The organism is Rhizobium gallicum bv. gallicum R602sp (genome assembly GCF_000816845.1).
GTDB lineage: Bacteria > Pseudomonadota > Alphaproteobacteria > Rhizobiales > Rhizobiaceae > Rhizobium > Rhizobium gallicum.
On the sequence record NZ_CP006880.1, the window covers coordinates 1,500,851 to 1,527,010 of the forward strand.

Annotated in this window: 20 protein-coding genes; 8 read left to right on the forward strand and 12 right to left on the reverse strand. The window is 58.3% G+C overall.

What is annotated here, in order from left to right:
* The first annotated feature begins 69 nt into the window (after positions 1-69).
* On the forward strand, positions 70-855 hold the full coding sequence (locus tag RGR602_RS30150; RefSeq protein ID WP_207647050.1) for a beta propeller repeat protein: 786 nt from the start codon (positions 70-72) through the stop codon (positions 853-855).
* Positions 856-1,057: 202 nt separating this feature from the next.
* Here RGR602_RS30150 and RGR602_RS30155 read toward each other — a convergent pair whose 3' ends face one another.
* The 3 genes from RGR602_RS30155 to RGR602_RS30165 are packed head-to-tail and all read right to left on the reverse strand — an operon-like array spanning position 1,058 to position 4,139.
* Positions 1,058-1,396: a hypothetical protein gene (locus RGR602_RS30155; RefSeq protein WP_040115655.1), complete on the reverse strand. Its 339-nt coding sequence runs from the start codon at positions 1,394-1,396 to the stop codon at positions 1,058-1,060.
* Positions 1,396-1,821: a DUF6484 domain-containing protein gene (locus RGR602_RS30160; RefSeq protein WP_040115656.1), complete on the reverse strand. Its 426-nt coding sequence runs from the start codon at positions 1,819-1,821 to the stop codon at positions 1,396-1,398. Before RGR602_RS30160 ends, RGR602_RS30155 begins: the two co-directional genes overlap by 1 nt.
* A gap of 11 nt (positions 1,822-1,832) precedes the next feature.
* Entirely contained in the window at positions 1,833-4,139 is a 2,307-nt protein-coding gene (locus RGR602_RS30165; protein ID WP_040115657.1) for a type VI secretion system Vgr family protein, read from the reverse strand.
* A 287-nt stretch (positions 4,140-4,426) separates the two neighbouring features.
* On the opposite strand from RGR602_RS30165, the gene RGR602_RS30170 reads away from it, so the two are divergent.
* A complete protein-coding gene (locus tag RGR602_RS30170) occupies positions 4,427-6,568 on the forward strand; it encodes a caspase family protein (protein WP_040116609.1) in 2,142 nt (713 codons plus the stop codon).
* A gap of 485 nt (positions 6,569-7,053) precedes the next feature.
* On the opposite strand, the gene RGR602_RS30175 is transcribed toward RGR602_RS30170, so the two are convergent.
* The 4 genes from RGR602_RS30175 to RGR602_RS30190 all read right to left on the reverse strand — a co-directional run bounded on the left by RGR602_RS30175 (position 7,054) and on the right by RGR602_RS30190 (position 14,421).
* Positions 7,054-9,315 carry a glycosyltransferase gene (locus RGR602_RS30175; RefSeq protein WP_040115658.1) on the reverse strand — a complete coding sequence of 754 codons (2,262 nt, stop codon included), beginning with the start codon at positions 9,313-9,315 and terminating at the stop codon, positions 7,054-7,056.
* 913 nt (positions 9,316-10,228) lie between these two features.
* Positions 10,229-11,011 carry an ATP-binding cassette domain-containing protein gene (locus RGR602_RS30180; RefSeq protein WP_040115659.1) on the reverse strand — a complete coding sequence of 261 codons (783 nt, stop codon included), beginning with the start codon at positions 11,009-11,011 and terminating at the stop codon, positions 10,229-10,231.
* Positions 11,004-13,259 (reverse strand): ABC transporter permease, encoded by a 2,256-nt coding sequence (locus RGR602_RS30185; protein WP_040115660.1) that lies wholly within the window; start codon positions 13,257-13,259, stop codon positions 11,004-11,006. The genes RGR602_RS30180 and RGR602_RS30185 overlap by 8 nt, the downstream gene beginning before the upstream one ends.
* A gap of 79 nt (positions 13,260-13,338) precedes the next feature.
* Positions 13,339-14,421, reverse strand: coding sequence for a substrate-binding domain-containing protein (locus tag RGR602_RS30190; protein WP_040115661.1), 1,083 nt, complete (start codon positions 14,419-14,421; stop codon positions 13,339-13,341).
* A gap of 359 nt (positions 14,422-14,780) precedes the next feature.
* On the opposite strand from RGR602_RS30190, the gene RGR602_RS30195 reads away from it, so the two are divergent.
* Positions 14,781-15,422 carry an alpha/beta hydrolase family protein gene (locus tag RGR602_RS30195; protein WP_040115662.1) on the forward strand — a complete coding sequence of 214 codons (642 nt, stop codon included), beginning with the start codon at positions 14,781-14,783 and terminating at the stop codon, positions 15,420-15,422.
* Positions 15,423-15,719: 297 nt separating this feature from the next.
* Here the strand turns inward: RGR602_RS30195 and RGR602_RS30200 are convergent, their stop codons facing one another.
* The 3 genes from RGR602_RS30200 to RGR602_RS30210 all read right to left on the reverse strand — a co-directional run bounded on the left by RGR602_RS30200 (position 15,720) and on the right by RGR602_RS30210 (position 20,719).
* Positions 15,720-16,703: an AraC family transcriptional regulator gene (locus RGR602_RS30200; RefSeq protein WP_040115663.1), complete on the reverse strand. Its 984-nt coding sequence runs from the start codon at positions 16,701-16,703 to the stop codon at positions 15,720-15,722.
* A 678-nt stretch (positions 16,704-17,381) separates the two neighbouring features.
* On the reverse strand, positions 17,382-19,343 hold the full coding sequence (locus RGR602_RS30205; RefSeq protein WP_040115664.1) for a HAMP domain-containing methyl-accepting chemotaxis protein: 1,962 nt from the start codon (positions 19,341-19,343) through the stop codon (positions 17,382-17,384).
* A 560-nt stretch (positions 19,344-19,903) separates the two neighbouring features.
* Positions 19,904-20,719: a class I SAM-dependent methyltransferase gene (locus RGR602_RS30210; protein WP_040115665.1), complete on the reverse strand. Its 816-nt coding sequence runs from the start codon at positions 20,717-20,719 to the stop codon at positions 19,904-19,906.
* Between the two features lie 102 nt (positions 20,720-20,821).
* Here RGR602_RS30210 and RGR602_RS30215 point away from each other — a divergent pair, with 102 nt between their 5' ends.
* The 5 genes from RGR602_RS30215 (at position 20,822) to RGR602_RS37785 (ending at position 25,340) form a co-directional block, all read left to right on the forward strand.
* A complete protein-coding gene (locus RGR602_RS30215) occupies positions 20,822-21,952 on the forward strand; it encodes an ABC transporter substrate-binding protein (protein WP_040115666.1) in 1,131 nt (376 codons plus the stop codon).
* 92 nt (positions 21,953-22,044) lie between these two features.
* Complete coding sequence (locus RGR602_RS30220; protein ID WP_040116610.1) at positions 22,045-23,181, forward strand: ABC transporter substrate-binding protein; 1,137 nt, start codon at positions 22,045-22,047, stop codon at positions 23,179-23,181.
* Complete coding sequence (locus RGR602_RS30225) at positions 23,181-24,248, forward strand: FecCD family ABC transporter permease (RefSeq protein ID WP_040115667.1); 1,068 nt, start codon at positions 23,181-23,183, stop codon at positions 24,246-24,248. The genes RGR602_RS30220 and RGR602_RS30225 overlap by 1 nt, the downstream gene beginning before the upstream one ends.
* Positions 24,242-24,994, forward strand: coding sequence for an ABC transporter ATP-binding protein (locus RGR602_RS30230; RefSeq protein ID WP_040115668.1), 753 nt, complete (start codon positions 24,242-24,244; stop codon positions 24,992-24,994). The genes RGR602_RS30225 and RGR602_RS30230 overlap by 7 nt, the downstream gene beginning before the upstream one ends.
* A gap of 178 nt (positions 24,995-25,172) precedes the next feature.
* On the forward strand, positions 25,173-25,340 hold the full coding sequence (locus tag RGR602_RS37785) for a Thivi_2564 family membrane protein (protein ID WP_022716243.1): 168 nt from the start codon (positions 25,173-25,175) through the stop codon (positions 25,338-25,340).
* A gap of 109 nt (positions 25,341-25,449) precedes the next feature.
* Here the strand turns inward: RGR602_RS37785 and RGR602_RS37790 are convergent, their stop codons facing one another.
* Together RGR602_RS37790 and RGR602_RS30235 are read right to left on the reverse strand one after the other, a co-directional pair.
* On the reverse strand, positions 25,450-25,620 hold the full coding sequence (locus tag RGR602_RS37790) for a hypothetical protein (RefSeq protein ID WP_166677364.1): 171 nt from the start codon (positions 25,618-25,620) through the stop codon (positions 25,450-25,452).
* Positions 25,621-25,734: 114 nt separating this feature from the next.
* Complete coding sequence (locus RGR602_RS30235; protein WP_022716241.1) at positions 25,735-25,944, reverse strand: cold-shock protein; 210 nt, start codon at positions 25,942-25,944, stop codon at positions 25,735-25,737.
* Between the last annotated feature and the right edge of the window lie 216 nt (positions 25,945-26,160).

Below are 26,160 nucleotides of genomic sequence, written 5' to 3' on the forward strand. Positions count from 1 at the left end.
CCAGATGATGATTCTACGACAACCTGCCACACGGCAGTTCCTCTAGACAACGGCGATGTGGTTGGCCTGATGGTTACCACAGATGGCGAGTATTTCGTTTCCAGCCTCATGCTCCTGGAGAATTTTCCGGACGGCGACGAATTGGAATTGGCTGACGAGCACCGCCTCGTCGCCGACTTCGATATGATCGCGCCCGATCATTTTATCCTCGCGGAAGGAACGGGAAAAGTCATCGAAGTTCGAAATGGCCGCGTGACTCAGACAGCCGACCTCAAGACAATCTTTACTGGTGTCCATCGCGCCATAGATGGTCGCATATATGCATTTGGTTTTAACGGGAGCGTTTATCAACGCGACGGCATCACTTGGCGGGCCCTACCGAAATTGCGCAGCAACGTGTTGTGCGTGCGCGCCAGTCCTGCTGGCATCGTCTACGCTTGCGGCACCGATGGGCTATTTGCAAGCTTCGATGGGTCGGATTGGACAGCGTTTGACTTGAGCACGAATGTGGATCTGCAATCCTTGCTGGTCCTTGATGATGGAAGTGTCCTTCTTTGCGGCATGTCTGATTTTGCGGGCGTCTGGGCGGCCGAGAGGTGGGTGCAATGGGACGTACCCTCATCTGACTACTATGACCTCGCCTTGTTTAAGGGAAGGATCTTTGTCGGGGCAGGCTCCGAGGGGCTCATGGTTGTCGAAGGGAGTACCTTTAAAGTATCGAAAGCGAACGTCTTTTCGTACAGCTTGCGAGCCAGTGCCCGGCACTTAGCGATCGCCGGCAACAATGAAATTGTCCGATATGATGGTAAGTCGTACCCGTGCCTTGAATTCAACTATGACTTGGAGGACGAGTAGAGAGCTTATACCAGCAGGCCGATGCCGCGCTCCAAAGAGGCGGCAAAATTCGCCGGTGCGGTAAGGATCGCGATTCCCGACGCACCCGGTGAGCTTCCACCCACTCGGGGCGTTGCCGGGAGCCTTCTCGTGGCATTGGCGGCGATATCGTATAAGTTTTGTTCAGAGGTCGTGTTGCCTTGTGCATTGGTCTGCAGCCGATTCAGCCGAGTGTGACCGCCAAATACGCCCTCACCTTTTCCACATCGAGCTCCACGATCCGCCACGCCTTCTTCACCGAAAGCATCCTCACCACAAACAGCTCCCCTGATTCCGGAAACTCGGCGTACCGCTCCTTGGCAATTTGCTGGCCCGCCTCCCCCGCCACCCGTAGCCCGTCGAGATGCGCCTCGAGGCGCTCGACCAAGCGCGCAAGGCGCTCGTCATCCATGTCAGGGTTTTCGTTCGGATGAAGCAGGTGGTAGTCGTAGACCGTCCACAGGAATGCCGCCATCTCGGCATGCTGGCGGACGATTTCGCGAAGAACAGGCGCGGATGGCATCAGTTGAGGTTCACCGATCCGCCACGAATGCGATTTGCGGCGCTGGCGTGGCTGGTCACATAGGTGCCGCGAATGGTGATATGGCCGTCCTTTTCCATAATGATCGTCGCCTTGCCGCAACGAAGCTCGATGCGCTCCTCTCCAGTGATCCGCACGCGCTCTCCATCACGAATGACATTTGGCGTCGAAGATTTGCGCGCCGGCTCCACGATTCGGCCGACGATCAGCGGTCGCGTCGCGTCTCCACCCTCGAAGAGCAGCGCGACTTCGGCACCGATCATTGCTGATGTGAGGTCGGCTAAGCTTCGTGCGGGCAATGCAGTATCCCGGGGGTTGCCGGGAAAGACCACCAGTGGCGCGCCTGCCTCGAAACCCAGCAACACGCCGATCACCACTCCTTCGATACGTTCCCGTGTGTCGAACATCTGAAAACCCCTCAATTATGACTGATCTTGCTGCCCTTCCAAACGACCTCACCGGACGCCTTGCCGTTGAACTTGCCCGTGGCCCTGACCGAAATATCCTTGCCTTCGATCGAGATCGTGCCATCCTTCTTCATTGCAATGGCTGCCGAGCCGCACTTGATGACGATCGAGTCGCCGGCTTCGATCAGCAGATCTTTTCCGATCTTGATCACGCCGTCCTCACCCACCTCGACCGCGCTGCCCTTGGCGATCTTCACCGCCCGGGCCCCTCCGATCTCGGTTGCATCGTCCTCGCCGATCTTTGCGCTACGGCCCTTGCCGATCTCGCTCGTCTGTCCGCCGCCAATCTCGATGCTCTGGTCAGCGCCGATCTCCCAGCTGTCGGATGTACCGATGTCATGGCTCTGGCTGATACCGACGCTGACCGATCGCGACGCGCCGATGGAGTTCATCTGTGCCGCCCCGACCGATCGGGCTTCAGAGGCCCCAACCGTATCGATCCGGCCCGCACCCACGGTGACCGTCTGGACGATGCCAACAGTCTGGGTGTGGTTGGAACCAATGGTCTCGGTGGAATTCGCGCCGATTTCGATCGTCTCGTCCGCGCCGACGGTGAGAGAGCGGTTGATACCCACCGTCTCGGTATCGTTGGAGCCGATGTTGACGGTGCGGTCGACGCCCACTTTGGTCGTCTTGTTGTTGCCGACGTCCTCGTCGAGGTTCACCCCGACAGAGTGCTTGGCATTGTTGTCGATGCGGTCCGCTTGGTCGTGCTGGACCAGCTTGCTGCGGTCGTTCTTGATCAGCAGGTTGTGGTCCTTCTGCGCCTGGAAATAGACCTCTTCCGATCCCGCCTTGTCCTCGAAACGCAGTTCGTTCCAACCTCCGCCGCCAGGCGAGGAATTCGTCTTCAACCCGGACTGGGTGGCATTTCCCGGCAGCTCATAGGGAGGCATCTCCTTGCCGTTATAGACCCTGCCGGTGATGATCGGTCGGTCGGGATCTCCCTCGAGGAAATCGACGATAACCTCCTGGCCGATGCGGGGGATCTGGATGAAGCCCCAGCCCCCACCCGCCCAGGTTTGCGAGACCCGCACGAAGCAGGAACTGTTCTGGTCCTTCTTGCCGAGGCGGTCCCAGTGAAACTGCACCTTCACTCGCGCATATTTGTCCGTGAAGATTTCCTCGCCCGAAGGGCCGACCACCGTCGCGGTTTGCGGACCCCGCATGATCGGCCGACGCGTGGTGCGCGGCGGCCGGTAAGTAGCGGAAGTCGGCGCGATCTGGAGCGTCGCGCGAAAGCTTTCTTCCTCTGCATAAACGGCGGGGCGGTAGCCTGGGTCAAACAGGCGGTAGTCGGCGCGCAGGACGACATGCTCCGTGTTCTGATCCTTGCGCGGGAAATTTTCCAGTTTGAAGTTGCAGCCCGAAGCGAGCCCCCGCACGGTGCCGGCGGCGGCGATGCGCTGATGGGCTGCCTGAATTTCCTCGCGCCGCACCACGGCGACGGTATCACCGCGTCCCACTGTTAGATGGGCGCCGGGATGGCGATAATACTCTCCCTGCGATTGCGCGTGAGCAAACGGCTGCGCCGACTGCGCCATCAGGTCGGCGCCGGGCTTGGTGAAATCGTAATCCGTGTGGGCATAGGTGCCCGGCTGGACGGAACTGGTTAACACCCACTCCGTGATATATTCCTGGTCTCGGCGCAGTGGTTCTCCTTCGGCGCGGAACTTGACCGTCGCATAACCCGGCGCAGGCTTCAGCTTGTTCATGGCGTCGGCAAGTATGAGGGTGTGTTCTCCCTCGCCATATTCGAAGAAGTACATGATGCCTTCATGCTCGAGCAGCCGCTGCACGAAGTCCAGGTCGGTTTCGTCATACTGCACGCAGTATTCCCGTGCCTCGTAGGAACCCTGCAGCCGCTTCTCGAACTTGGCGGGCTTATATTTCGAGAATATCTGCTCGACGATCTCCACCACATTCATGTTCTGGAAGATGCGACAGTCGGTGGTGTTACCCAGCAGCCAAAGCCAAGGCCGCAGCTCCGCCTCGTAATAGGCAAACCCTTCTTCGATGCGGGTCAGGCGAAAGTCTGAAACGAGGCCGCTGAACCACCGCTTCGGGTCTCCTGCCTCCCCCTCAACCGAAATTGGCTTTCCAAGAAGCCTCAGGGCGTCGACGTTCGCGTCGGGGCTGATAAAACCGACGGTGAAGGCAAAACACCTGCTGATCTCGTCATGGCCGATAAGGTGCGTGAAGGTCAGCGTCGCTGGTCCAAGCGGCGTCTGGACGGTTGTCTTGCGTTGTTCGTCCATGCGGAGAGTGCCCCTGTCTCGTGACGCCGGCAGTCCTGGATCATGAACTTACCATAAAGACCCACCACCTCGAAAGACGCATGGCTATTGCACCGGGTCTATCTTCTGCGGGCAAATGATCCGGCGATAAATGCATCGGCCTGGACACGCAAAGCCATTTTTGGAGTGGCTTCCTCTAGGTTTGATCCTTTTTCCCCCATGCGAAGTTGCAAAGATTGCATTACTATGGAGGCATTATTCTTGCCGCTCATCAGGACAACGAAGTCAACAAGCTGGGTTTACCTGCCATGATGCAAAGAAGTTCCTACTTTCGGCCGAAATGGATATTCTTGGTTCCGCTGTTGGCGCTGTTCTTAACGGCATTCTCGCAGATGGCCTATGCGGAGCGCAAAGCCGCCATCGTGGTGGGGAACGGCGAATACGAATTTGCGCCTCTCGCTAACCCGAAAAACGATTCCAAGCTGATTGCCGCGACACTCACGGAGCTTGGTTTCGATGTTCTGCTTTTCTACGACGTCAAGAAAGCCGCCGCTGGCGATCTCGAAAATGCCATCCGCAGCCATCTTCTCGGCGCTGATCTTGCTATCCTCTACTACGCGGGACACGCGCTGCAGTACGAAGGGCGAAGCCTGCTGCTACCCGTCGATGTACGAACCGGATCTGCTAAGGAAGTCATCGATGACGCCATGGTTCTCAATGACCTCATTGACATCGTCAAGGACGACCCGGTCGGCGTCAAGCTGATCATTTTGGACGCCTGCCGCAATAACCCGCTCACCTCGGAAAAGGGACTGCGACAGGGATTGGCAAATATCGAGGCCGGCGCAGGTCAGGTTCTCATCGCCTTCGCCACAGGCGCCGGCGAAGTAGCTTACGACGGCACCGGAGTGAACAGCCCTTATTCTTTGGCGCTGGCCAATGCGCTTCAGCAGCCGGACCTCGACATCTACGACACGTTCCGAACGGTGCGCGGAGACGTGCGCCTTGCCACCAACGGATCGCAGATACCGTGGATCACAGGCTCCATCGAAACAAAATTCGTCCTAAAGCCGGGCGGCGCCGACAAACCAGCACCCGAGGTCCCGGGGGGCGATGGCGAGCTGACTATTGACCAGGTCCTCTGGTATTTCATTCAAGATAGCGCGGATCCAACGGATTTCGAACGTTTCGCCAAAGTGTTTCCGAAGAGCCAGCTTGCGGGTGAAGCGCTCAAACGTAGCAGTCTGCAGGTTGCAGAGTTGCAGAAGCGCGGGCTTTTTGTCAGCGGCGCACTTGCCGCCACCCCGATTTCCACCGAACCGCCGTCCGATGAGGCTACTGCAGCCGCTGGAGCGGAATTTATTTTTCAGCAGGCCGGCGAGCGCGCCGTCAGCGAGACTTTTCGTATCTGGCCACGCGAAATGCCCGACACGCAAAGCGGCATGAAGACGCTCGTTACGGATTGCGATCTATATGCAGCCGATCCCAACGATCCTCAACGCGTGGTACCCGGTGTTACGAACGGGCTGGTGAACGTCCGCGACGGACTGCGCTCTTGCGGCTATGCGCTCGCTGCAGACCCCAGCAACCCACGCCTGCAATTTCAGTTAGCCCGCGTCCTCGAAATAGCGAAACGCTATGACTGGGCGGAGCATTTCTACGAACTTGCCAGCCAGCAGCAATACAGCGCCGCTTTCGTCAATCTCGGTTACATGGCCCGGGCCGGTGTCGGCCGGGAGGTCGATTACAAGCGTGCCTTGGATTTCTACATGAAGGCGGCACCGCTCGGAAATCTCAGAGCAAGGACGAATGTGGGAACCGCTTACATCCGCGGTCAAGGCGTGCCTCAAAATCCCGAAGAGGGGATCCTGTGGTACAGACTTGCAGCATCAAGCGGCTGGTCGAATGCGATCACGGCGCTCGGCGACAGCTTCCGTCGCGGTACCGGCGTGAAGAAGGATGATGTGGAGGCGACGAGGCTTTATGCTGCAGCCGCTGATGCAGGTCAGATCGACGCCATGACGAATCTCGGCCGTGCCTATGTCAGCGGCTTGGGTGTCAAGAAAGATGTCAAGCGGGGCTATGATCTGATGATCCGCGCGACCGAAATGGGTAACCAATATGCGCCCTTCTACGCAGCACGCCTTCTCGTGAAGGGCGAAGGCAACGTTCCTCGCGATGCCAATCGCGCACTTGCCCTGTTGGAACTGTCGGCACGCCGAGGCTTCGAGGACGCCTATCTGGAACTCGCCAAGGGTTACGAGGCGGGCAGTTTGAGCCGTGGAAAGCCGGATTTGCAAAAGGCATATTTCAACGCAATGCTCGCCACTCGTTTCAAGGTCGAAGAGGCAGAACGGACCAGGTCTTCGGTGGGTGAAAAGCTGAACGCTGCCACGCGAAAGGAAATCGAGGCAGAAGTCGAGCTTTTTGTTCAGCAGAATGGACTTTGAGGAACGCAGGAATGGCTTTGCGCTGGATCATAGACAAAGTTGGCTGGTTTTTGCCGTTCGGCAGGCGCAGGAGAAATGCCCGGATCGTCGATCCGGGCGATGAGGAGGACAGCCTCCTTTATGTCCTGCAAGATCCGGACGAGGAAGCCAAGCCTAGGAGCCTTATTTCTGTCCTCGGCATGATGCCCGCCAATCTCTTCGAGATCCTTGATACGGCCGTGGAGGCTTGCAGGGCAAATGGCGAATTTCCTGTTGTCGTTCTGTCAGAACTCCGTCCCGATCTAATCGCTGCAAGTTCCGCCCCTTTGGAATTTCTCCCTGCCCGGGGCTACCTTCCTTCGCTCTCCCCCGAAATCTATGGAAGATACACTCGCCGGCGCTGGTCATTGATCCTCGCGAAATGGGACATCTCCAGCGAAATAACACTTTCATCGACTGTCGAGGAGTTTCTTGCCGACCAGCTGAGCGCCGATGCGTCCATTCGCTCACCTGCGAGCAATCGAGGCATGCAGCGGGCGGTCAGCGCGGATACTGAAGATAAGCTGCTCGATCGCATTCGCGGCCATGGCGGCGCCATTGACGTAACTCACGCGAGCTAATCGCCGGCGAACCTCGGTGCGGAAGGCCTCAGATAGCGCCAGATCGAGCGTTGTCTCCACACGATCGACCTCCGAGTACCGCAGGCAAAGACCCAAGCCTGCTGTTTGGGCATAAACAGCGCGAAGATGCTGGTCATCCATTTCCGGCGCTTCGTTGGGCACGAAGATCGAAGGGATTCCTCCCAAGATGCTTTCATGGAAGCTATTGTACCCGGCAGTGGTGATGAGAAGGTCGATCGCGCTGACATATTCAGCCAAAGGGTAAACGCTTGTGCGCAAAACGCCCGGCCATTCCTGCTTGGAAGGTTTCGCGAGCGGATTGAGAATCTGAACTGTTTGTATATTCCGCCTCACCAGGCCGGAAAAAATTAGGCCGGGCACATCCTCAAAGTCAAAGTTGCGTTGCGAGCCTAGTTGTACCGCGACAGTAAAGCGGCCCGGGTCGACACCTAGCTTGCTGGCAGCTTCGCTCCTGGGCAGTCCCGTCCCTGGATCCAACAGAAGCACAGGCGGGACGGCGACAGTCCCCAGCATATCGCGTGTCGGACCATGGTCTTCGTCATGAGCAAATTCGCCCGGCTCGATCACCATGTCGAATATATCCTGGGAAGCTGGGTCAAGGTCGTGGTCAAGGCGCCACAAGGCACGCCGGATCCAAAACCAGGCCAGATCGCGACGGCATTCGGCGACAGCAATCAATCCTGGAAACGGCCGGTTCCCATCGAACACCACCGCCGAAACATCAAACGCCTCCACGGCCGTCAACAGCTCTTGCGCATATGCCCTATTCCAACTGTCGTCCGTCACTCCGATCGCCAGGCCGGAAGGAGTATAGTCAACAGCGTGACCTCGCGCATAAGCCAATGCGGATCCGGACGATCGGGTAAAGAAAATAGGATCGGTGTCATCGGGAAGACGCTCTGCGATAGCCATCAGACGTGTGATATGTCCGAGCCCGATGCCGTTTGTCGCGACGAATAGTATCCGCCGCTTTTTGCCCATACGCCGTGGCAATGATCGGGGCGCCTTGCCTTCGGCGGTTTTGCCGGCTAGATGGCTGTTGCCCGCGGATCTGCTGCATTTCAGGGCGCAGGGCCGGGACAGTTCAAGATCATCGCATAGGCGTGCCATGCGGTGCGGGTATTGATCGATCGCAAACTTTCTCCGGACAAGCTCTCGCGCGGCATTTGATTGTTGGAGATAGGTCGAAGGTGAAGCGACAAATCGCTCGATGAGGTTCCGCGTTTCGGCAACGTTGCAATAGACGGCGCCATCTTCGAAGAGGCCTTCAAATGAAGGATCGAGCACCGTCACCAAACCGCTCGCCATTGCTTCCGCGATACATACGCCGAAGGCTTCCACCCACTGCGGGCTGTGAAAATAAACATAAAAATCAAGGCGCCTGAGAAAGTCCGATACGCTGTTCTGCGCGAATGGACTGATCTGCCAGTTCGAGCCTATCCAGGGTTGGATTGACGTCGGGGCTCCGCCCAACACCTTGATGGCGAAATTGGGTATGTCGGGATAGGCCGCCCGTAGCTCATCTGCGGAACTGGGCCATTTCGCCGGGTCCGCTCTCGTGTGGCGCCCCAAATTGACGGTACCTCTCGGACCTGTTCGCTGGGGAGATGCCCATTCACCAAGGTCAATCATGTTCCACAAATCGTGCCGGAGCAGCGCCGGACTTTCGGTTCCGATACTGTCGAACTGGGATCGAACCTTCGGGCCAACGGGAGCAAACATGACCGGAACACCAAAGAGCCGATCCAACACGCGTTCCACGACCGCCAGATCGTATTGCGGAACCCGATTGCCGTCGAACAGAGGATGATGGACCACACACACGACACGGCGAGGCTGCAAACGCACCGGCGAACTCGGCATTCGCTCGAACACTGCAGGATGGTGAGCCAGAAGAATGTCGCAGGTAGCGTCTTCGGATCCTGTGAGCCAAACAGTATTCGATTGCTCGATAGCTGTGGCTGTACGACTGTCGAAGACACCGAGCTCACGCGTGCGCTGCCCCAAAAAAGGCAGCAGGCCACAGCTCACCCCCCACTGTTTCGCCGCCTTCAGCTCAGCTCTCAGTGCGCTCGACGTACCGCCGTGAAATCGTGGGTCAGCAGCATGAACAACGTCAAAATGCACGGCTAACCCCAATATTGTGTCCGCTCAGCTTCGCGGCCTGCCGCCTCTCCCTCAACGAGATCGAAGAGCGTCCCCAAGTTCCAGATGCGACGGCACTTTGCTCCTTGAAAGACGCAGTCTATGAAGCAGGGCAGACAGCGCTAGTACACTCGCCGTCCCCAAAAATCTCGCCGAGGTTGGGTCGCCAATTTCCGTACTGTAACAGGCTGCTTTTGAACCGTCGTCCTCATCCTCTCGACGGCCAACGTCCCGTAACAGCTGCGAGGATATTGAGCGAGGAAAGCCTGGTAGGATTGACGTGTATTCAGCCTTTGTGCCCGCCGCCAAGCGGCAGATTCAGCTGCGCTCGGTCGCGCGCTTTGACAGTTGCTGGGATTGGGTGGCGCCGATGTTAGGTACGGCCAGGACGGCACACATCCCGTCAGAAAGACCGAGAAAAGGACGGCAACACGTTTCAGCATTTGAGAACGCTCCAATCCAGACAGGGCTAAAAACCCACAAGAAAGAGTAGAATAACTATCGCCAAATAACAAGCTCCGCGAAGGGCCGCAAACAGCGATCCGGTGCGTCTAGTGGTTGAGGTAAATGTGACAGCCGTAAGACTCTGCAGCTCTTTCGTTCAGTATTTCCATACGTGGGCGAGAGCGTCAGTTTTAAATATGACATCCGTGCACGATGGCCGTAAATTTGCAATCTCAGATTGATTCTTCGTCTGCTCGACATATCGCCGCCGCTCATCATCCGGAAGCCGACATCGACCTTTCCCCAAGCCGCGCGCATTTAAGCGTCCTCTTCGAAAGGGTCCGCCCTCGACCCGCGCTCGCGAATGTACGAGCGGATGATCTTTTGCTGGATGTCACCCAACGTCAGCATGCTCCTCAAACCGCACGCGCATTTTCTCAAAGCGCGCCTCTCAAATCCGCCTTGCTTCATCGGCTGTCAGCGCGTGCTCTCGCGTGCCCGACACGATGATTTCAAGAACCTCATGCTCGTCTGTGTGCTTGATGAAGCGATCGCCGACATACTCGCCCCGCTTCAGCACCATGACGCGGTCGCCCACGGCGAAGATATCGACCAGGCGATGCGAGATGATGATCTGTGCAACCCCCTGCTTCTTTAGCTCCAGCATGGTTTCGAGCAGGCGCTCGGTCGCCATCACGGAAAGGTTAGCTGTCGGCTCGTCGAGGACCACGACGCGCGGGCCAAAAGAGATGGCGCGGGCAATCGCCACCGATTGCTGGCGGCCACCCGACAGGCTTTCGACCTTTTGGTAGACGGAGTTCACGTCGACCTTGAGCCGTTTCAGCACTTTGTCAGCTTCCGCATACATCTTGCGGCGATTGACGAAAGGACCTTTGAGCGGCCAGCGGCCAAGGAAGATGTTCTGGCCGACATCCATGTTGCCGCACAACGCGAAGTCCTGGTAGATCATCTCGATGCCGACATCCCGGCTTTCGTGCGGGCTTTTGAAATGCACCGGTTGTCCGGCAACGAGGATCTCGCCAGCATCGCGCTGATAGGCACCGGTGAGGATCTTCATGAGTGTCGATTTGCCAGCCGAGTTGTCGCCGACAAGGCCGAGTATTTCGCCGGGATATAGCACGAGATCCACCTTGCGGAGGGCCTGCACCGCACCGAAGGCTTTTTCGATACTCCGCATTTCCACGATCGGCTCGGACGATGTTACGTCAACCATGAGCGATTTCCTTCCCGCTGCGCACTCTTGCGAGACGGGCGAGCAGGTGTCCGAAAATATTGGCTTGGCGTACCCATATGTCGATCAACACCGCGACGATCAAGATGAGGCCGATGAAGACGTTGATCCAATGCTGGGGCATGCTGAACCCCTGGACGTTGAGCTGCATGAGTGCACGCACGAGCGTAATCACGGCCGCGCCTGCGAGGGCGCCGATCATCGTGCCGTAGCCACCGAAGATCGAACCGCCGCCTATGATGACGGAAGCGATGGCGTCAAGCTCGCGGAACTGCCCGGCAACCGGGTTGAAGCTTCGAAAATAGGCGGCGTTGATGATCCCGGCCATGGCCGCACAAAGCGCCGCCAGCATGAGGGCGATGAAACGCACCTGGTCGGTGTTGATGCCGGCATAGGCGGCGGCGCGTATGTTGCCGCCGGTGGCACGGAGCTTGTGTCCGAACGGCATGTAAGCGAGTACGACGCCGGCCATCAGGGCGACGAAAAACATCCAGATCGTCTGGACGCTGACGACCTCGGCCACCGTGCGAAGGATGCCGGGCGGCAGCGAGATGCGGAAATGGAGGAGGATGTCATTCACCTTGCGGCCGAGCAGATTGTAGCCCTCCGGCCAGCCGGCCAGTTGCTGTCCGGCGACGAACCAGGCAGCCAGACCGCGGGCGATATAGTACATGCCGAGTGTGGCGATAAACGCCGGCAACTTGAACCCGACCGTGACGACGGCGTTGACGAAGCCTGCGGCCATTCCCGCAAGAAGGCCCATCGCAATCGCCGTGAATGGATCGGCGCCGAGGACTTTCAAAAAGTAGGCAGCCGTACTCCCGGAAAGGGCAAGGACCGATCCGACGGATAGGTCGATATCGCCCGCGGCAATGACATAAGTGAGCCCGATCGCGATCAGCGCCAACTCGGTATAGTTGAGCAGGATCGCGAAGCTGTTCGACAGGTTCCACCAGTAGTCGGGCCTGAGCGCGACACCCGTTAACCACAGCAAGACAGCCAGGATGATGGCAAGCGAATCACGCCGGCCAAGAAGCCTGCCGAAGGTGGTCGTCGACATCGCCGTGTCGGTTGCCATGGCGCCTTTGGTCTGAACGCCCTCGAGCGCGACGCCGCCAATCTCATAGGCGGGCGGCGGCGGCCTGCCGCGGAGCCACGCCCAGAAGCGCGTTGCAACCTGGCGCCGAATGAGATGGGGTTCAATCAGCACCGCGATGACCAGAAGGAGTCCGAGGAAGACTGGGACAGCACCGACCGGTAGCGAGAATACCGCGTTGACCGTGATTTCCTCATCGCCGATCTTGACCGTGCGCTTGATCGGCCAACCCTCGCGCAGCACCTTGTCGAGAAGGACAACCAGCAGTGCACCGAGGCATGACCCGGCCACGCGGCCACGGCCACCGAGGATTGAAGCGCCGCCGATGATTACTGCGGCGATGACCGTCAGTTCGCCGCTCACACCGTAAAGCGGCGTCACGCCCTTATCCTGCGCGGCGGACATCAAGCCGGCGAGCGTCGCGCAAAGCGAGGAGATCAGGTAGGCCCGGATACGCACCCAGTTCGTCGGTATGCCGGCATAAACCGCTGCCTGCTCATTCCCGCCTGTGGCGAAAGTCTCGTAGCCCCACCGCGTCTTGCCCAACACAAGGGCGCCGATCACCGCGACGACGGCGAAGATCGCAATCTGGTTGTTGAAACCGAAGACATTTGTTTCACCAAGGTGGAAGAACAACGGATAGTCTTTCGCCTTGCCGGGATAATAGATCGCTTGGCCGTGCGTGAGTGCAAGGACGAAGCCGCGGCCTATAAACAATACCGTCAATGTGGCAATGAACGCGGGCACTTTGAGGACCGTGACAAGCACGCCGTTCGCGAGCCCGATCACAATACCTAACGTCATACAGAGGATTATCGCTGTCAGGACGTTGAGGTCGAGAACGTTGGATGCAAACAGCCGGGCAAAGACGACCGCGACCAGGCCATAGGTTGAGCCGACCGAGAGATCGAGATCCTTGTTGACAATGACGAAGGTCATTCCGACTGCAATGATGGCCACCCGAGAGGTGTCGCGAAGTACGGCATGGAACGCCTCCGCCGATCCGAAGAAGGCGGGATTGACGATGGCGCCGCCGAGATAGAGGAGCACGAGCAGGCCCATAAGCCCCGCCTCCCAGCCGCCAATCAGTTGGGATGGTGCGCGCTCGTGCCGGGTCGTCGCGTGAGGCTCCATAGGCGTGTTCTATCCGGCTTTCGCATGCTGCGGGCAGATCGCCCGTCTCCCGCAGCGATTGTGAACGTTGGTTGCGACGTCAATTCTCGAAGCGCTTGCCAACATTTCCGACAGTCTCCTTGGTCACGAGCTGGGCGCGCGTGTCGAGATTGGCGGCCGCGATACCGCGATCGATCTGCAGATAGAGTTGCATGACCGGCCAGAAGCCTTGCAGGAATGGCTGCTGACCAAGCGCGCCGGTCAGGTCGCCGCTGTTCAACGCATCTTGCTGCGCGGGACCGAGGTCGAATCCATATGCGCAGATCTTGCCGGTCATGGCGGTCTGGGCGACCGCCTTGGCAAGGGCCGGCGTGAATACGTTGTTCCCGGCAAAGGCGCCAACCACGTCGCCGCGCGATTCAAACAGCGTGACGATACCGTTCACCGGATCATTCGGGTTGGTGTCGATGCCGGTGTTCTCCGGTCCTGCATCGACCTTGAAGTTCTCCAGCTTGCCTGCATCCTTGAGTCCTTTAACGATCGCGTTGAACGCCGACGTCACGCGATTGTTCACCTCGATGTTGCCCATCGCAGTCGACGAGGGCAGCACGATCGACCCCTTCTCAATGCCTTTGTCCGCCAAGCACTTGACGAGTGCCTCGCCGGCAATTGCGGCAGCAGACGCATCCTGGCCGGTATGGCTGAGCTTACTGCGGTTGAGAATGGTCCCGTCGAAGGAATTTGTGGTGGCAACCGGGATACCCTTCGCTTCGGCGGCTTTGACGATGTCGTTGTAGGCGCCAGCCTGCGGCGTTGTCATGATCAATCCGTCGATCGTCGGGTCCTGCACGATCTGGTTCAGGATTTCAATCTCGCGGGCGGGGTCATCGGTCGGTGATTCAGAGCCGAGCAGCAGGACCTTGGCGCCGATCAGATTGCCGGCAACCGTTGCGCCGACATAGACCGGATCGAAGAACCCATTGCCAGCCGTGTGCGTTACAATTGCAAAGGTCAGATGGCCATCGGCGGAATGGAAATCCTTCGTGCCGGCAGCCTCCTTTGCGGCTTCATCGAAATTGTAGCCGCCAACGGCTTTCTCGACGCTGCCCGATTGCGCGAAGGCATTCGAGACGCCAAGAGACACCGCCGCGGCCGATACCGCGAGCAACAAAATTCGCCTCATGATTGGTCCTCCCTGACCGGGGTCGGAAGGCCATTCGAGCGCACTTATCGAGTTGTTCGAATGCCCTCTTTCCCTATTTGCTAATATTCTAATATGCAGCGCAAATCACGCGGAAGTAAATGGCGAACTCATCATATTGGCGATTTTATTCAATCTCGAAGCGAGTCCGTTCACCGGGTTGAGAGAACGCGTCTGTCGGGCCGGTTGCGAACAATGCCAAGGGCTTGGGGTATCTTAGCGACGTCGTCAGGATCTCGGCTCATTGAGCAGGTTCGGCGATTGGAAGAGGCAACCCACCGGGAAGCCTAATTTGCCATCGGTGTGCTGACAAAGCCTGGACGACCCCTTATGAATTGCGCATGCAAAACGGCATTCTCATAAACGGCCCCGACGCCGCCGAGTTTACGATCCTGCTTGCTCATGGCGCCGGCGGTGCGATGGATTCGCCGTCGATGACGGCTGCGGCCGAAGCTCTGGCAGCCATTGGCTTTCGCGTCGCCAGGTTCGAATTTGCCTATATGGCGGTAAGGCGGACCTCCGAAGGCCGCAAGCCGCCGCCGCGCGCCGACAAGCTCATTGCCGAATATGGTGCCACAATCGAGCGGCTCGGCGTGCGCAGTCCTTTGATCATCGGCGGAAAATCGATGGGCGGCCGCGTTGCCAGCATGATTGCCGACGACCTTTTCGCCAAAGGCAAGATCGCCGGCCTCATCTGCCTCGGCTATCCGTTCCATCCGCCGGGCAAGCCCGACGAGCTCCGCACAAAGCATCTCGAAACGCTGAAGACGCCGGCGCTGATCGTCCAGGGAACGCGAGACGTGTTCGGCACTCGGCAGGAAGTCCAAAGCTACAAAATGTCCAACAAAATTGAACTCGTTTGGCTTGAAGACGGCGACCATGATCTGAGGCCGAGAAAGAAGATATCGGGCTTCTCACTGGCAGATCATCTGGCGAGCATGGCAGCGGCCGTCAAAACCTGGGCATCTGCGTTGGCACCGTAGCCGCGATGTCCCTGAGCCGCGGGCTCACCGTCGTGGGCCGCAGGCGATATACGCATAGCGAATCCCCTATACGGAAGCCGCAGGAAAGTGAACATTGAATTGTCGACCATAGGCACAAAGCATTGATGTTCAGCATTCGGCCGGGCAGGTTTTGGGGGTGAATGCGGCGGTCATGACGGCCGCCCGCTTGAGCATCGGCCGCCCATCGACCACCCCTATCTCGATGGGCGGTCTCCCGCAGAACGCCCGGTCAGATTTTTTCGATGGCCGGTAATGTGTCCTCAGCCGTCGTTCGCGTTAGCCTCTTGTAAACCGGCGCGTCTCCGTCGGCATTTCGCCGAAGGTTTCCCGGTAAAGGATGGAGAAGCGCCCGACATGCGTAAATCCCCACTGCCGGGCGATATCGGAGATGGAGACCCCATCCTGACGGCCGAGAAGGAGGTTCTTTCGGGCACCCTCCAAACGAAGTTGGCGGAGATAGTTCAAGGGTGTCGTATTCTTGAACTGCTTGAATGCTGCCTGAAGGGCACGGACGCTGACCCCCGCATCGCGCGCGATCTCATCGACGCTTACCGCCGTCGCAATGTTGGCCATCATATAGTCGATCGCGCGTTTCATCTGCCGCGGCATTGCAGGCGAGACGGGGCGTTCCAGCAAAGCCGAATAGCGATGCGGAACGTTTTCGAGGAGCGCGACCATGATCGTGCGGAAGAAGAACTCCGTGGAACGCGCTGAGATGGTGCCCGCCGGTTCGCTGATCAGACTATCCCAGAGCAACTGGGCCATCGCGGCGAGTTTCGCACCCGCACCCGAACGTGCATCGTACTCGGCAAAGAGTTCGATATCATGAATGACCGGCGAACAGAGAAGTTCGCTCAGCTGGCGGGTAACGGACTGGCGGCTGAAAGCTATACCGATATGGCTGCGTTCGCTGTGCAGCCTCAATAGATTGGCCTTTGAGAGGTCGGCGGCCAGCAGCGTGCCAGGCGCGGACGTCAACTGATGCCCGCCTCCGTCCATTTCCATCGCACCCGTTATCGGCACATAAAGCGCGTAGGCGTCCGGCGGCTCCGAGAAATTGATCTCCATGCCGGATTGGCAAAGCCCCGACCAGATGTCGAATTCTCCAACGGAGAAGTGGGTATCTTCCACCGATATCGTACTACTTCGGTCGATCGGGCTAACCCGAACCGGCTTCAACGTATTGGCATAGTGTTCGCGCAATTCGTCAACATCGGCGTCGAAGATGCAAGAACGGGAAGCGTGCAGGTTGCCCGTCATGGCCTAAACTGCTCCGGAACAACGCAAGCCCTCACGCCACTGCATAAGATGAGGCGACGTTTTGATCGAGGCAGCAGGACGGCCCCGCCGTGCAGAGATTCATGAAGAATGCGCCACTCTCCCCGGTTGACAAGTCCTCCTCCGACCTGTGCGGCTTCGCATGCATTAGTATTACTTTTGCACACATTAGTGTCTTCGTAAATGTCTGCCGAGATCAACGCATATCCAGAGAACGAATAGAATATCCGCTGTGCGTGGGATTGTCGTTTCAGTCTGGGTTGAAGGATGGGTCGAAAGGGTGAGACCCATTTTGCAGACATGATTTGAATTGGGCAGGAGTGAGCCCTACGGCACCCTCCTCCCGCACCACCGTGCGTACGGCACCGTACACAGCGGTTCATCGAGCGCCTTTTGCATTGGAGCTCCCTGTTGGAGTGAGACTAGCCCGCGTTGCTTGAAAAAGGCCTTTCGGAAGGCATCTTTCATGCGCCTGGCCCCGGCATTCCACCAGGACCGCGGCCGTTGCCGGCCGATTCACATGCACTTCCCTTGACCTGCGTCACGCTGGACGCCGCAAATCCGCAGACGCGGCCACCACGCGTAATGCCTGGCGCACACATTCAAGGCCCGCAAAAGCGCGGGCCTTGAATGTCATCTCCGGCACGCGGCGAGGGATTGTCAAAATTCCTCCCAATCCGCCGACACCGCAGCCGCGGCTCGGGGCTTCCCACCAGTGAACGCGGATGAAATTTTACGGATCATGGCAGCAGGCGCAGAGGGTCTCGGCAGGGGGGTGGGGCCCGCTTGACGGGCGGTCACCGACTTTGCACCATCGAAGCGGAACTTTGCCAGCTGTGCTGAAAGCGCTGCTGCTTCAGCTGCCAGTTTTTGTCCGGCGGCCGACGTCTGCTCGACCATGGCGGCGTTCTGCTGGGTCGATTGATCCATCGCATTGACGGCATTGTTGATTTCCCTCAGAGCCGTCGACTGCTCCTTTGCCGATTCAACGATCGAATCGACATGCCGGTTGATCTCCTGCACTTCCAGGACGATTTCCGTCAGAGCCTTGCCTGTTTCGTCAACGAGCGCCACACCGGAGCGCACTTGTTCGGCAGATGTGTGGATCAATTGCTTGATTTCCTTGGCGGCCCTGGCGGAGCGCTGCGCCAATTCCCGCACTTCCTGCGCCACCACGGCAAAACCCTTGCCGGCCTCGCCCGCACGGGCCGCTTCAACGCCGGCATTGAGCGCCAGGAGATTCGTCTGGAAGGCGATTTCGTCGATGACGCTGATGATGTTGTTGATCTCGCTGGACGAACTTTCGATTTGTCCCATCGCAAGGACGGCGCGCTTGACGACGCCGCCCGATCGCTCGGCATTCTGCCGGGTCTTGGCAACCACAGTGCGCGCCTCCTCAGCGCGTGCAGTCGAGCCATTAACGGTTGCTGTAATCTCGTCGAGCGCGGCTGCAGTTTCTTCGAGGGACGCCGCCTGCTGTTCCGTGCGGCGAGCAAGGTCGTTGGAGGCCGTGCTGATTTCGGCTGCACCAGCGTCGATCGAGAACGCGTTGCCGCCGATTGCCTTCAGGGATGACTGCAGCTTGTCGGCGGAATTGTTGAAGTTTATGCGCAGCGTGTCGAGCGCCGGACCGAATGGCCGGACAATGCGGAAGGCGAGATCGCCGTCGGCCATTGCCTCAAGTGCCTGACCCAATTGCGCAACAGCATCGTTGGTTTCTGTTGCTGCAGCCTCACGCTCCCTCGCGGCGCCTTCGAGCTGCTCGCGTTCTGCAGCGGCGCGTCTCGCGTCATTCTCGGCCCGGCGCGTCGCCTGTGCACTGAGCGCGTCGCGCACGGCGCCGACGACGCGCGCAAGATCACCGATCTCGTCGCGGCGTATATCGAGCGTGGAATCGGCTGCGACCCCTTCTCCGCCAGCCATGTGCTGCAGTGCCGATTGCAACTTTGCGATCGGCCTCGTAATCGAGTGGCTTGCGAAAAAGGCCGCCACGATCGCCAATATGATGGCGCCGGCCAGTGAGCCGAACGCCAAAGTCTGGAAACCGCTGGCGGACTGACGAACGTCGCCGCCGACCTTCTGGTTCAGGTTCTCCTGGTAATCGATGAATTTGTTGATGGCGCCGAGCCACGCGACGAACAGCGGACGGGCCTGTTCAAGCAGGATTTTCTTTGCTTGCGCTCCATCGCCTTTTACCTGCAGATCGATGATCTGGGCAACGAGCGGATTGGTTTTCGATTGGATGTCGGCAATCTCATCAAGGATTGTCCTTTCCTCGGCCGAGGCGCCCACCGGGGAAGACACCATCGCCGCCATTTTTTTCTCGTTGACGGCATAGGCCTCGGCCAGTTTCGCAATCAGTTCTATCGCTGCCTGCCGGTCTGCAGTTGCGTCGACCAGCGTAACATCCCGGATTGCAATAGCCCGGTCGTGGACGCTGCCGCGGTAATTGATGGCAAAGCGCTGCTTGACGCTGTTGACGTCGTTGATCTGGCCTAGATCGTTATTGATGATGTTGACCTCGGTCACCGAATACTGGGTCAGCGCCAGCATCAGGAGAAGGAGGAAACCGAAGCCGATACCCAAGCGTGTTCCAATTCGAAAGCGGGTCATTTTCCTCATCAGTACTTCCAGTCAGATTTGGCCAGGTGCATGGCATTTGATATATAAGTAATTCACTACAAGTCTTAAATAACATTGAAGTATCGAGGAAAACGGAATTCTATCCTTCAAATGACCAGTCATAGTATAGCATATGGCGATCAGATTGTCACAAAATACAACGACAAGTTTTGCTTTGGAACCTAGACACTCCCGCAGCAGCCCGGCGCACCGTCGGAGCTTTCGATGGTGACATCGTTTCTCTCCATTTTCTGTGTCTGGCCTTCCTCGCCAATTTCTCGGCTGCAGCAATCACCTGCGGGAGGATCGAAGACATGGCTAATTCAAGGATTCTCGTTGCCGGCTTGGTTGCTGACGAGACGCTCGCTCGCCGCCGAGCTGGTCGCTGACGCGATCGTGCGAGGAGGATTTCTGCCGCTTGCCGCCTGAAACTTCAGTGCCGGACAACCGCAAGGAATTCGTTGATAGCGCGATGAGCGCCGACGCTGTCATGTCGCGTGCATGCCGTCAATGGATTGCAAACCAACTGCAGTGAGGCAGCGCCGACATCCATCAAAGCCTTAGCGAGGTTTGGACGCACTGATCGCGTAGCGATGCTGGAGGCCCCTGGAAAGCGCCTTGAAAAAGTTCCAGTGGTGGGCCTGCGCTTTGTGCACGTCCCGCAGGTTTTCATCGATCTCGACGTGTTCGAAACCGGCATTCTTCAAAAGTGCGGCGATCTTGTCCGCCCGCGCCCCCTTTGAGAAATAGACCCGCGACAGGATACTGCTATGGATCTCTGCCATACCCGGCGCATGCGCCGGATCCGCTTTCAAAAGTCCGCCGCCTTCGAGCAACTTCGTCAAACGCTTCACCAGCCGCTCGGCAAAATTGGCACTGACGAAATCGCCATCGACGATCAGCAGCGTTCCGCCAGGCTTCAGCACACGCATCCATTCCGCAAAGGCTTTTTCGGGATCGACCAGCGTCCACACCAGATGGCGGGTCACGATGACGTCGTAAGTGTCATCCAATTCCATGGTGTTTTCGACATCAGCCATGCGGAAACTGATCATGCGGCCACGGCTCTTTGCTTTGGCACGGGCGCGTTCCAGCATCGGCTCGGCCCAGTCGAGGCCGGTCACCTCGAAACCGAGATCGTCCATGAGATGGGAAACGACGCCCGTGCCGCTCGCCAGGTCGAGCGCACGCCTGCCCTCTCCCGCCCCAAGATGCTTGACGATCAACCGATGCCAGGCGCTGCGCTCCGTTTCGGTGAAAATCTCGTGGCCCGGCGACTGGTCGAAGGATTCGGCCCTGGCCGACCAATAGGCCTTGATCTCGTCACGAAGCCCGTAATTCTCGCCGCCCGCCACTTGCCCGTCCATTACCGTCATGCCAGCCAGTCCCAGTTTGAAATTGTTCTAATAGATATAACTTGACGATCATAATCATAAAATAATAGACGGCACTTCAAGTTTTCCACGGAGTGAATTTTAATGCGCATTACAGGCAAAGCGGCCGTTCTTGCAATGGGCCTTGTCGTCACCGCCGTCTGGCCGGCCCTTGCCGACAAGATCACCGTGAAGGACGTGACCGGGCGCGAGGTCGAAGTGAACGCCCCGGTCAAGCATATGATCCTCGGCGAGGGCCGACAGATCTATTTCCTCGCAGCACTGGATAAGGAAGCCCCCTTCGAGCACGTCGTCGGGTGGCGCGACGACCTGCCGAAGGCAGACCCTGAATCCTACGATGCCTATCTTGCGAAGTATCCCGAGATTGCCAAGCTCCCGACCTTTGGTGGCATGAAGGACGGCACCTTCGATATCGAACAGGCCGTCGCGCTGAAGCCCGACGTGATCTTGATGAACGTCGACGCGAAAACCGCCACCGAAGAAGCCGGATACATAGAAAAGCTCGGTAAAGTCGGAATTCCGCTCGTCTATGTCGACTTTCGCGAAAAGCCGATGGAAAACACCGAGCCCAGCATGCGCATCATGGGCAAGCTGATGGCCAAGGAAGCGCTCGCGGAAGATTTCATCAAGTTCCGCGCCGACAGTATCAAGCGCGTGACTGACGCGCTTCACAAGGCCAATCCACCGAAGCCCGTCGTCTTTGTCGAACGCGCGGGAGGCTACTCCGAGGATTGCTGCATGTCCTTCGGCAACGAAAATTTCGGCAAGATGGTCGAAATTGCCGGCGGTACCAACATGGCCAAGGATATCATCCCCGGCACGTTCGGAACGGTCAATCCCGAGCAGATCATTGCTTCCAATCCGGACCAGATCATCGTTACCGGCGGCAACTGGGACAAATATGTGCCCGGCGGTGCCTGGGTTGGCGTTGGCTATGGCGCTGATCTGAAGGAAGCCCGTCGCAAACTCGAAGCCCTGACCAAGCGTCCTGCCTTTACTGGCGTCACGGCGGTGGCCGATCATAACGTTCATGCCATCTGGCACCAGTTCTACAACAACCCTTACCAGTTCGTCGCCATCCAGGAGATCGCGAAGTGGCTCCATCCGGAATTGTTTGCCGATCTCGATCCTGAGGCGACCTTCAAGGAATTGCATGCCCGCTTCCTGCCGCTCGACTACAAGCCGGGATATTTCGTTTCCCTGAAGGACGAATGAGCATGACTAACCGGGCCGACGGCGCACAAGCGCACCGTCGGCCCGACATTTTCTCACCGGCGCGCGAATTTCGCGTCGATAAGGAGCCTCCCATGCGGTTTTCTGCCATCCGACACATCGCAGCCATCCTGCTTGGCCTGGTTGCGGCGCCCGCGACAGCAGCCGAGATCACCGATGTCGCGGGCCGCACGCTAAAGATCGACCTGCCGGCAAAACGCATCATCGTTGGCGAGGCACGGCAGATCCACGTCATCGCCGCCCTTAAGGGTGACAAGACTTTCGATCAGATTGTCGGCTGGCGCGATGATCTGATCAAAAAGGATCCAGACAGTTACACAGCCTATGTCGAGGCATTTCCGCAGATTGCCGACCTGCCACGTTTCGGTTACCTGCCCCAGGGTGCGTTCAGCCTCGAAGCGGCAATTGCGCTCTCGCCCGACGTCATCACCCTCAATCTTGAAGCGCAAAAGTCAGCCACGGATAGCGGCTTTGAGGAAAAGGCGGCCGCCGCCGGCATAAAGATCGTCTATCTCGATTTTCGCCTCGATCCGGTTCGCAACACCGAGGCGTCGATCGAACTGCTCGGTCGCCTTTTCGGCGCCGAAGACCGAGCCAAGGAATTTATTGCCTATCGGCGCGCGCAAATCGCCCGCGTGACCGACAGGCTCGCAACGATCAAGGACCTGAAACGCCCGAAGGTCTTTGTCGAACGGGCGCCGGGTATTTCCGGGGAAAACAACTGCTGCCGCACCTTCGGACCGGTCAATTTCGGCGCCATGGTGGAAGAAGCCGGTGGCCATAATGTCGCATCAGATGTTATTGCCACGACCTTCGGCGATCTCAACCCCGAACAGCTTGTCGTGTCCGATCCCGAACATGTGATCGTCACTGGCTCGAACTGGGCAGCCGAATCCGACATCAACCAGTTTGTGCCCGTGGGCCGCGACGTGGACATGTCGCTTGCCCGCGACAGGCTCGCAAAACTGATGACGCGCGCCCCCTTTCCGGCGCTAAAGGCTGTTAGGAGCGGACAAGTTCACGCCGTGTGGCATCAGTTTTATGGCGCGCCATACGAGTTCTATCCGATCCAGCAATTTGCCAAATGGCTTCACCCCGAGCTGTTTGCCGATGTCGATCCCGATCAAACATTCAAGGAATTCCATGAGAGGTTTCTTCCCGTGACCTTCAAGCCTGGCTATTTCGTATCGCTGGAACGGGGATCAAACTGATGGCTGAGGCAACCCAGACACTCGCTGCGCCGGCGGGACGCGTACGATATCGCGCTCTAGCAACACGCAAGATCCTGATCCTGACCGGGTTGGTTGGCGCGCTGTGCCTCAGTGTCGCGGCCGATATGGCGCTTGGCCCGGCGCGCTACAGCCTGACGCAGGTTATCTCGGCGATTTTCGGCCCCGATGAAGTTGCAAACCAGCTGAGGGTCGTTATCTGGGATATCCGCATGCCGATCGCGCTGATGGCGATCACGGTCGGCGCATCGCTTTCGGTTGCCGGTGCCCAGATGCAGACGATCCTCTCCAATCCATTGGCGAGCCCTTTTACGCTTGGCATTTCGGCGGCCGCCAGCTTTGGCGCAGCACTCGCGTTGGTTGGCGGCGTCTCGCTGTTTCCCGGAGCCATCGAATACGTGGTGCCGCTGAACGCCTTTATCATGGCAATGGTCGCGGCGCTCTTCATCCACTTCGCCTCCACGATGCGCGGTGTCAGCGTCGAAACCATCGTGCTGCTCGGAATTGCCCTGGTCTTCACGTTCAACGCAGCCCTCTCCCTCCTCGAATACCTGGCTTCCGAACAGGCGCTCGCGGCGGTCGTCTTTTGGACCATGGGCAGCCTGACGAAGGCCACCTGGGCGAAGGTCTATTTCACCGGGGCTGTGCTTCTCGTCACCGTGCCGCTTTTCATGAAGGACGCCTGGGCGCTGACCGCTCTTCGCCTCGGTGACGACAAGGCTGCCAGCATGGGTGTCAATGTCCGCCGCTTGCGGCTGCAGACAATGATGATCGTCAGCCTGCTTGCGGCAATCCCCGTCTCCTTCGTCGGCACCATCGGCTTCGTCGGGCTTGTTGGACCGCATATTGCCCGCATGCTGGTCGGCGAGGACCAGCGCTTCTTCCTGCCAGGAGCCGTCATCTGCGGCGCGCTTCTGTTGTCGACGACATCGGTCGTCAGCAAGATGCTCATTCCTGGCGCCATCCTTCCGATCGGCGTGATCACCGCGCTCGTCGGCGTTCCCTTCTTCTTCGTTCTCATATTCAGTAACCGGAGGCGTGCATGGTAGCTCTTGCGCTTCAGGACGTTGGAGCCGCTTACGGCCGCAGGACGGTGCTTTCCAGCGTCAGCACCGACATGCTCCAGAGCGGCAGTGTAACGGCGGTGATCGGACCCAACGCGGCAGGCAAGTCAACATTGTTCAAACGTATCGCCTCACTGATCTCCGGGCCGGGGCTTGTTGAACTCTCCGGCACGGAGCGCGGGCCGAGAACGATCTGCTATATGCCGCAGGATACCGGCGCCAACGCCGTCCTGACGGTCTACGAATCGATCCTGCTGTCTGCGAAACAGGGCAGCGGCTGGCGCGTTCACGACGATGAGCTCGCCGAAATCGACGCCATTTTGAAGGTGCTGCGGATTGAGGATCTCGCATTTCGAGAGCTCGGGGAGCTTTCCGGCGGGCAACGCCAGCTTGTATCGCTGGCACAGGCGCTCGTACGCCGACCCGAGGTCCTCCTCATGGACGAGCCGACTTCCGCGCTCGACCTGCATCGCCAGGTGGATGTCCTTACCTTCATTTCCGACCTGGCAGCGCGCAAGGGCATGATCGTTCTGGTCGCGCTCCACGATCTCAACCACGCTCTTCGCTACTGTCAGAATACGATCGTCATTGCCGACGGTTCCATGGCGATCAGCGGCGATACATCGGCTGTCATCACCCCCGAAATGCTCCGCGACATCTATAAAGTCGCAGCCCGCATCGAGACCTGCTCGCAGGGACGCGCCCTGGTCATCGTCGATAACGCCATATAGGCGGCGAAGCTGCACAGATGCGGCATAGAGAGGGGAAAGACGGATCCCGGGGCCTCACGCCGCCCCGACCGAATTAAAGAGCATTTGGAAACGACATTTCCCGCTCTTTCCTTTGCCCTGCCATCCGTTAGTTAAACGCCTGTTGTCCAAAGGCTTTCGTCCACAGGAGTGAGGATAAATGGGTGCGTCAGTGATAATCGGAATCTTGATCACATTTCTCGTAATCATTCTCGTCTTATACTTGGTTCAGCGGCTGCCGATCGATGCCCGCATGCGCCAGATCGTGCAGATTATCGTGATAATCATCGGCATTGTATCGCTCCTGAAGTATCTGGCCGTTTGGTAATAACAGGCGGACTGCGACTGGCCGACAACATGAGCCGTCGACCCTTTGTAGCGAAGACAATGCCCGGTGCTTTAGAGCACCGGGCACTCTTGATCCGGTCGACGCCGGCTTATCGTCCGTTGGCATTCCTGCGCACCTTGTCGCTTTTTGCCTTCACTGATGACGTCTTAGCGTCATAGGCCTGTCCGAAATTGGTCCCACCCAGATGCCCGCCGGCGCTCGTGTTGGCGACCTGGCGCTTGGCCCGCTGAAGAAGTTGATCTGCATTGGTTTTCTTCATCTCGTAGCTCCAAAAATTGGAAATTAAAAAAGGCCGGGCAAATCCCGACCTCAATTTCGTCGTAACGGACAGTGCCAGTATATTCGTGGTCAATGGCCGATCTGGTTGGACGGCTCACGCTGCGAGAAGGTTCTCGGCGGCATTCTTTCCGCTTTTGTTGTCGCGCACGATGTCAAAGGTGACCTTCTGGCCTTCCCTTAGATCAGACATGCCGGAGCGCTCTACAGCAGAGATGTGAACGAAAACGTCCGTTGATCCATCGCTTGGCTGAATGAAGCCGAAGCCTTTGGCCGAATTGAAAAATTTAACAGTTCCGCTGTTCATGACGATTTCCTTTCATCGCACAGGACTAGTCGCTCGGCCGCATTGCCGACGACGGATGATCGATTTTGAGAGGAAAGACCGCCTTAAGCGCAAAGGGCGCCAAAACAAAGCTTAACAGGCAAGTTCGATGCCCCGCTTTTAGGCGACAACTGTGTTTACATAAAGGCTAGAGCGCACTACCTGGGCTGGCATGCACCTGTGAAACGAAGAGGCCCG

What these genes read in the sequence shown, in the direction of transcription:
- RGR602_RS30160 (WP_040115656.1), bottom strand. Translation starts at nt 1,821, where the DNA reads ATGTTCGACACACGGGAACGTATCGAAGGAGTGGTGATCGGCGTGTTG.
- RGR602_RS30195 (WP_040115662.1), top strand. Translation starts at nt 14,781, where the DNA reads ATGCAAAACGGCATTCTCATAAACGGCCCCGACGCCGCCGAGTTTACG.
- RGR602_RS30235 (WP_022716241.1), bottom strand. Translation starts at nt 25,944, where the DNA reads ATGAACAGCGGAACTGTTAAATTTTTCAATTCGGCCAAAGGCTTCGGC.
- RGR602_RS30225 (WP_040115667.1), top strand. Translation starts at nt 23,181, where the DNA reads ATGGCTGAGGCAACCCAGACACTCGCTGCGCCGGCGGGACGCGTACGA.
- RGR602_RS37785 (WP_022716243.1), top strand. Translation starts at nt 25,173, where the DNA reads ATGGGTGCGTCAGTGATAATCGGAATCTTGATCACATTTCTCGTAATC.
- RGR602_RS30210 (WP_040115665.1), bottom strand. Translation starts at nt 20,719, where the DNA reads ATGACGGTAATGGACGGGCAAGTGGCGGGCGGCGAGAATTACGGGCTT.
- RGR602_RS30165 (WP_040115657.1), bottom strand. Translation starts at nt 4,139, where the DNA reads ATGGACGAACAACGCAAGACAACCGTCCAGACGCCGCTTGGACCAGCG.
- RGR602_RS30185 (WP_040115660.1), bottom strand. Translation starts at nt 13,259, where the DNA reads ATGGAGCCTCACGCGACGACCCGGCACGAGCGCGCACCATCCCAACTG.
- RGR602_RS30150 (WP_207647050.1), top strand. Translation starts at nt 70, where the DNA reads ATGGTTACCACAGATGGCGAGTATTTCGTTTCCAGCCTCATGCTCCTG.
- RGR602_RS30230 (WP_040115668.1), top strand. Translation starts at nt 24,242, where the DNA reads ATGGTAGCTCTTGCGCTTCAGGACGTTGGAGCCGCTTACGGCCGCAGG.
- RGR602_RS37790 (WP_166677364.1), bottom strand. Translation starts at nt 25,620, where the DNA reads ATGAAGAAAACCAATGCAGATCAACTTCTTCAGCGGGCCAAGCGCCAG.
- RGR602_RS30170 (WP_040116609.1), top strand. Translation starts at nt 4,427, where the DNA reads ATGATGCAAAGAAGTTCCTACTTTCGGCCGAAATGGATATTCTTGGTT.
- RGR602_RS30180 (WP_040115659.1), bottom strand. Translation starts at nt 11,011, where the DNA reads ATGGTTGACGTAACATCGTCCGAGCCGATCGTGGAAATGCGGAGTATC.
- RGR602_RS30215 (WP_040115666.1), top strand. Translation starts at nt 20,822, where the DNA reads ATGCGCATTACAGGCAAAGCGGCCGTTCTTGCAATGGGCCTTGTCGTC.
- RGR602_RS30155 (WP_040115655.1), bottom strand. Translation starts at nt 1,396, where the DNA reads ATGCCATCCGCGCCTGTTCTTCGCGAAATCGTCCGCCAGCATGCCGAG.
- RGR602_RS30200 (WP_040115663.1), bottom strand. Translation starts at nt 16,703, where the DNA reads ATGACGGGCAACCTGCACGCTTCCCGTTCTTGCATCTTCGACGCCGAT.
- RGR602_RS30190 (WP_040115661.1), bottom strand. Translation starts at nt 14,421, where the DNA reads ATGAGGCGAATTTTGTTGCTCGCGGTATCGGCCGCGGCGGTGTCTCTT.
- RGR602_RS30220 (WP_040116610.1), top strand. Translation starts at nt 22,045, where the DNA reads ATGCGGTTTTCTGCCATCCGACACATCGCAGCCATCCTGCTTGGCCTG.
- RGR602_RS30205 (WP_040115664.1), bottom strand. Translation starts at nt 19,343, where the DNA reads ATGAGGAAAATGACCCGCTTTCGAATTGGAACACGCTTGGGTATCGGC.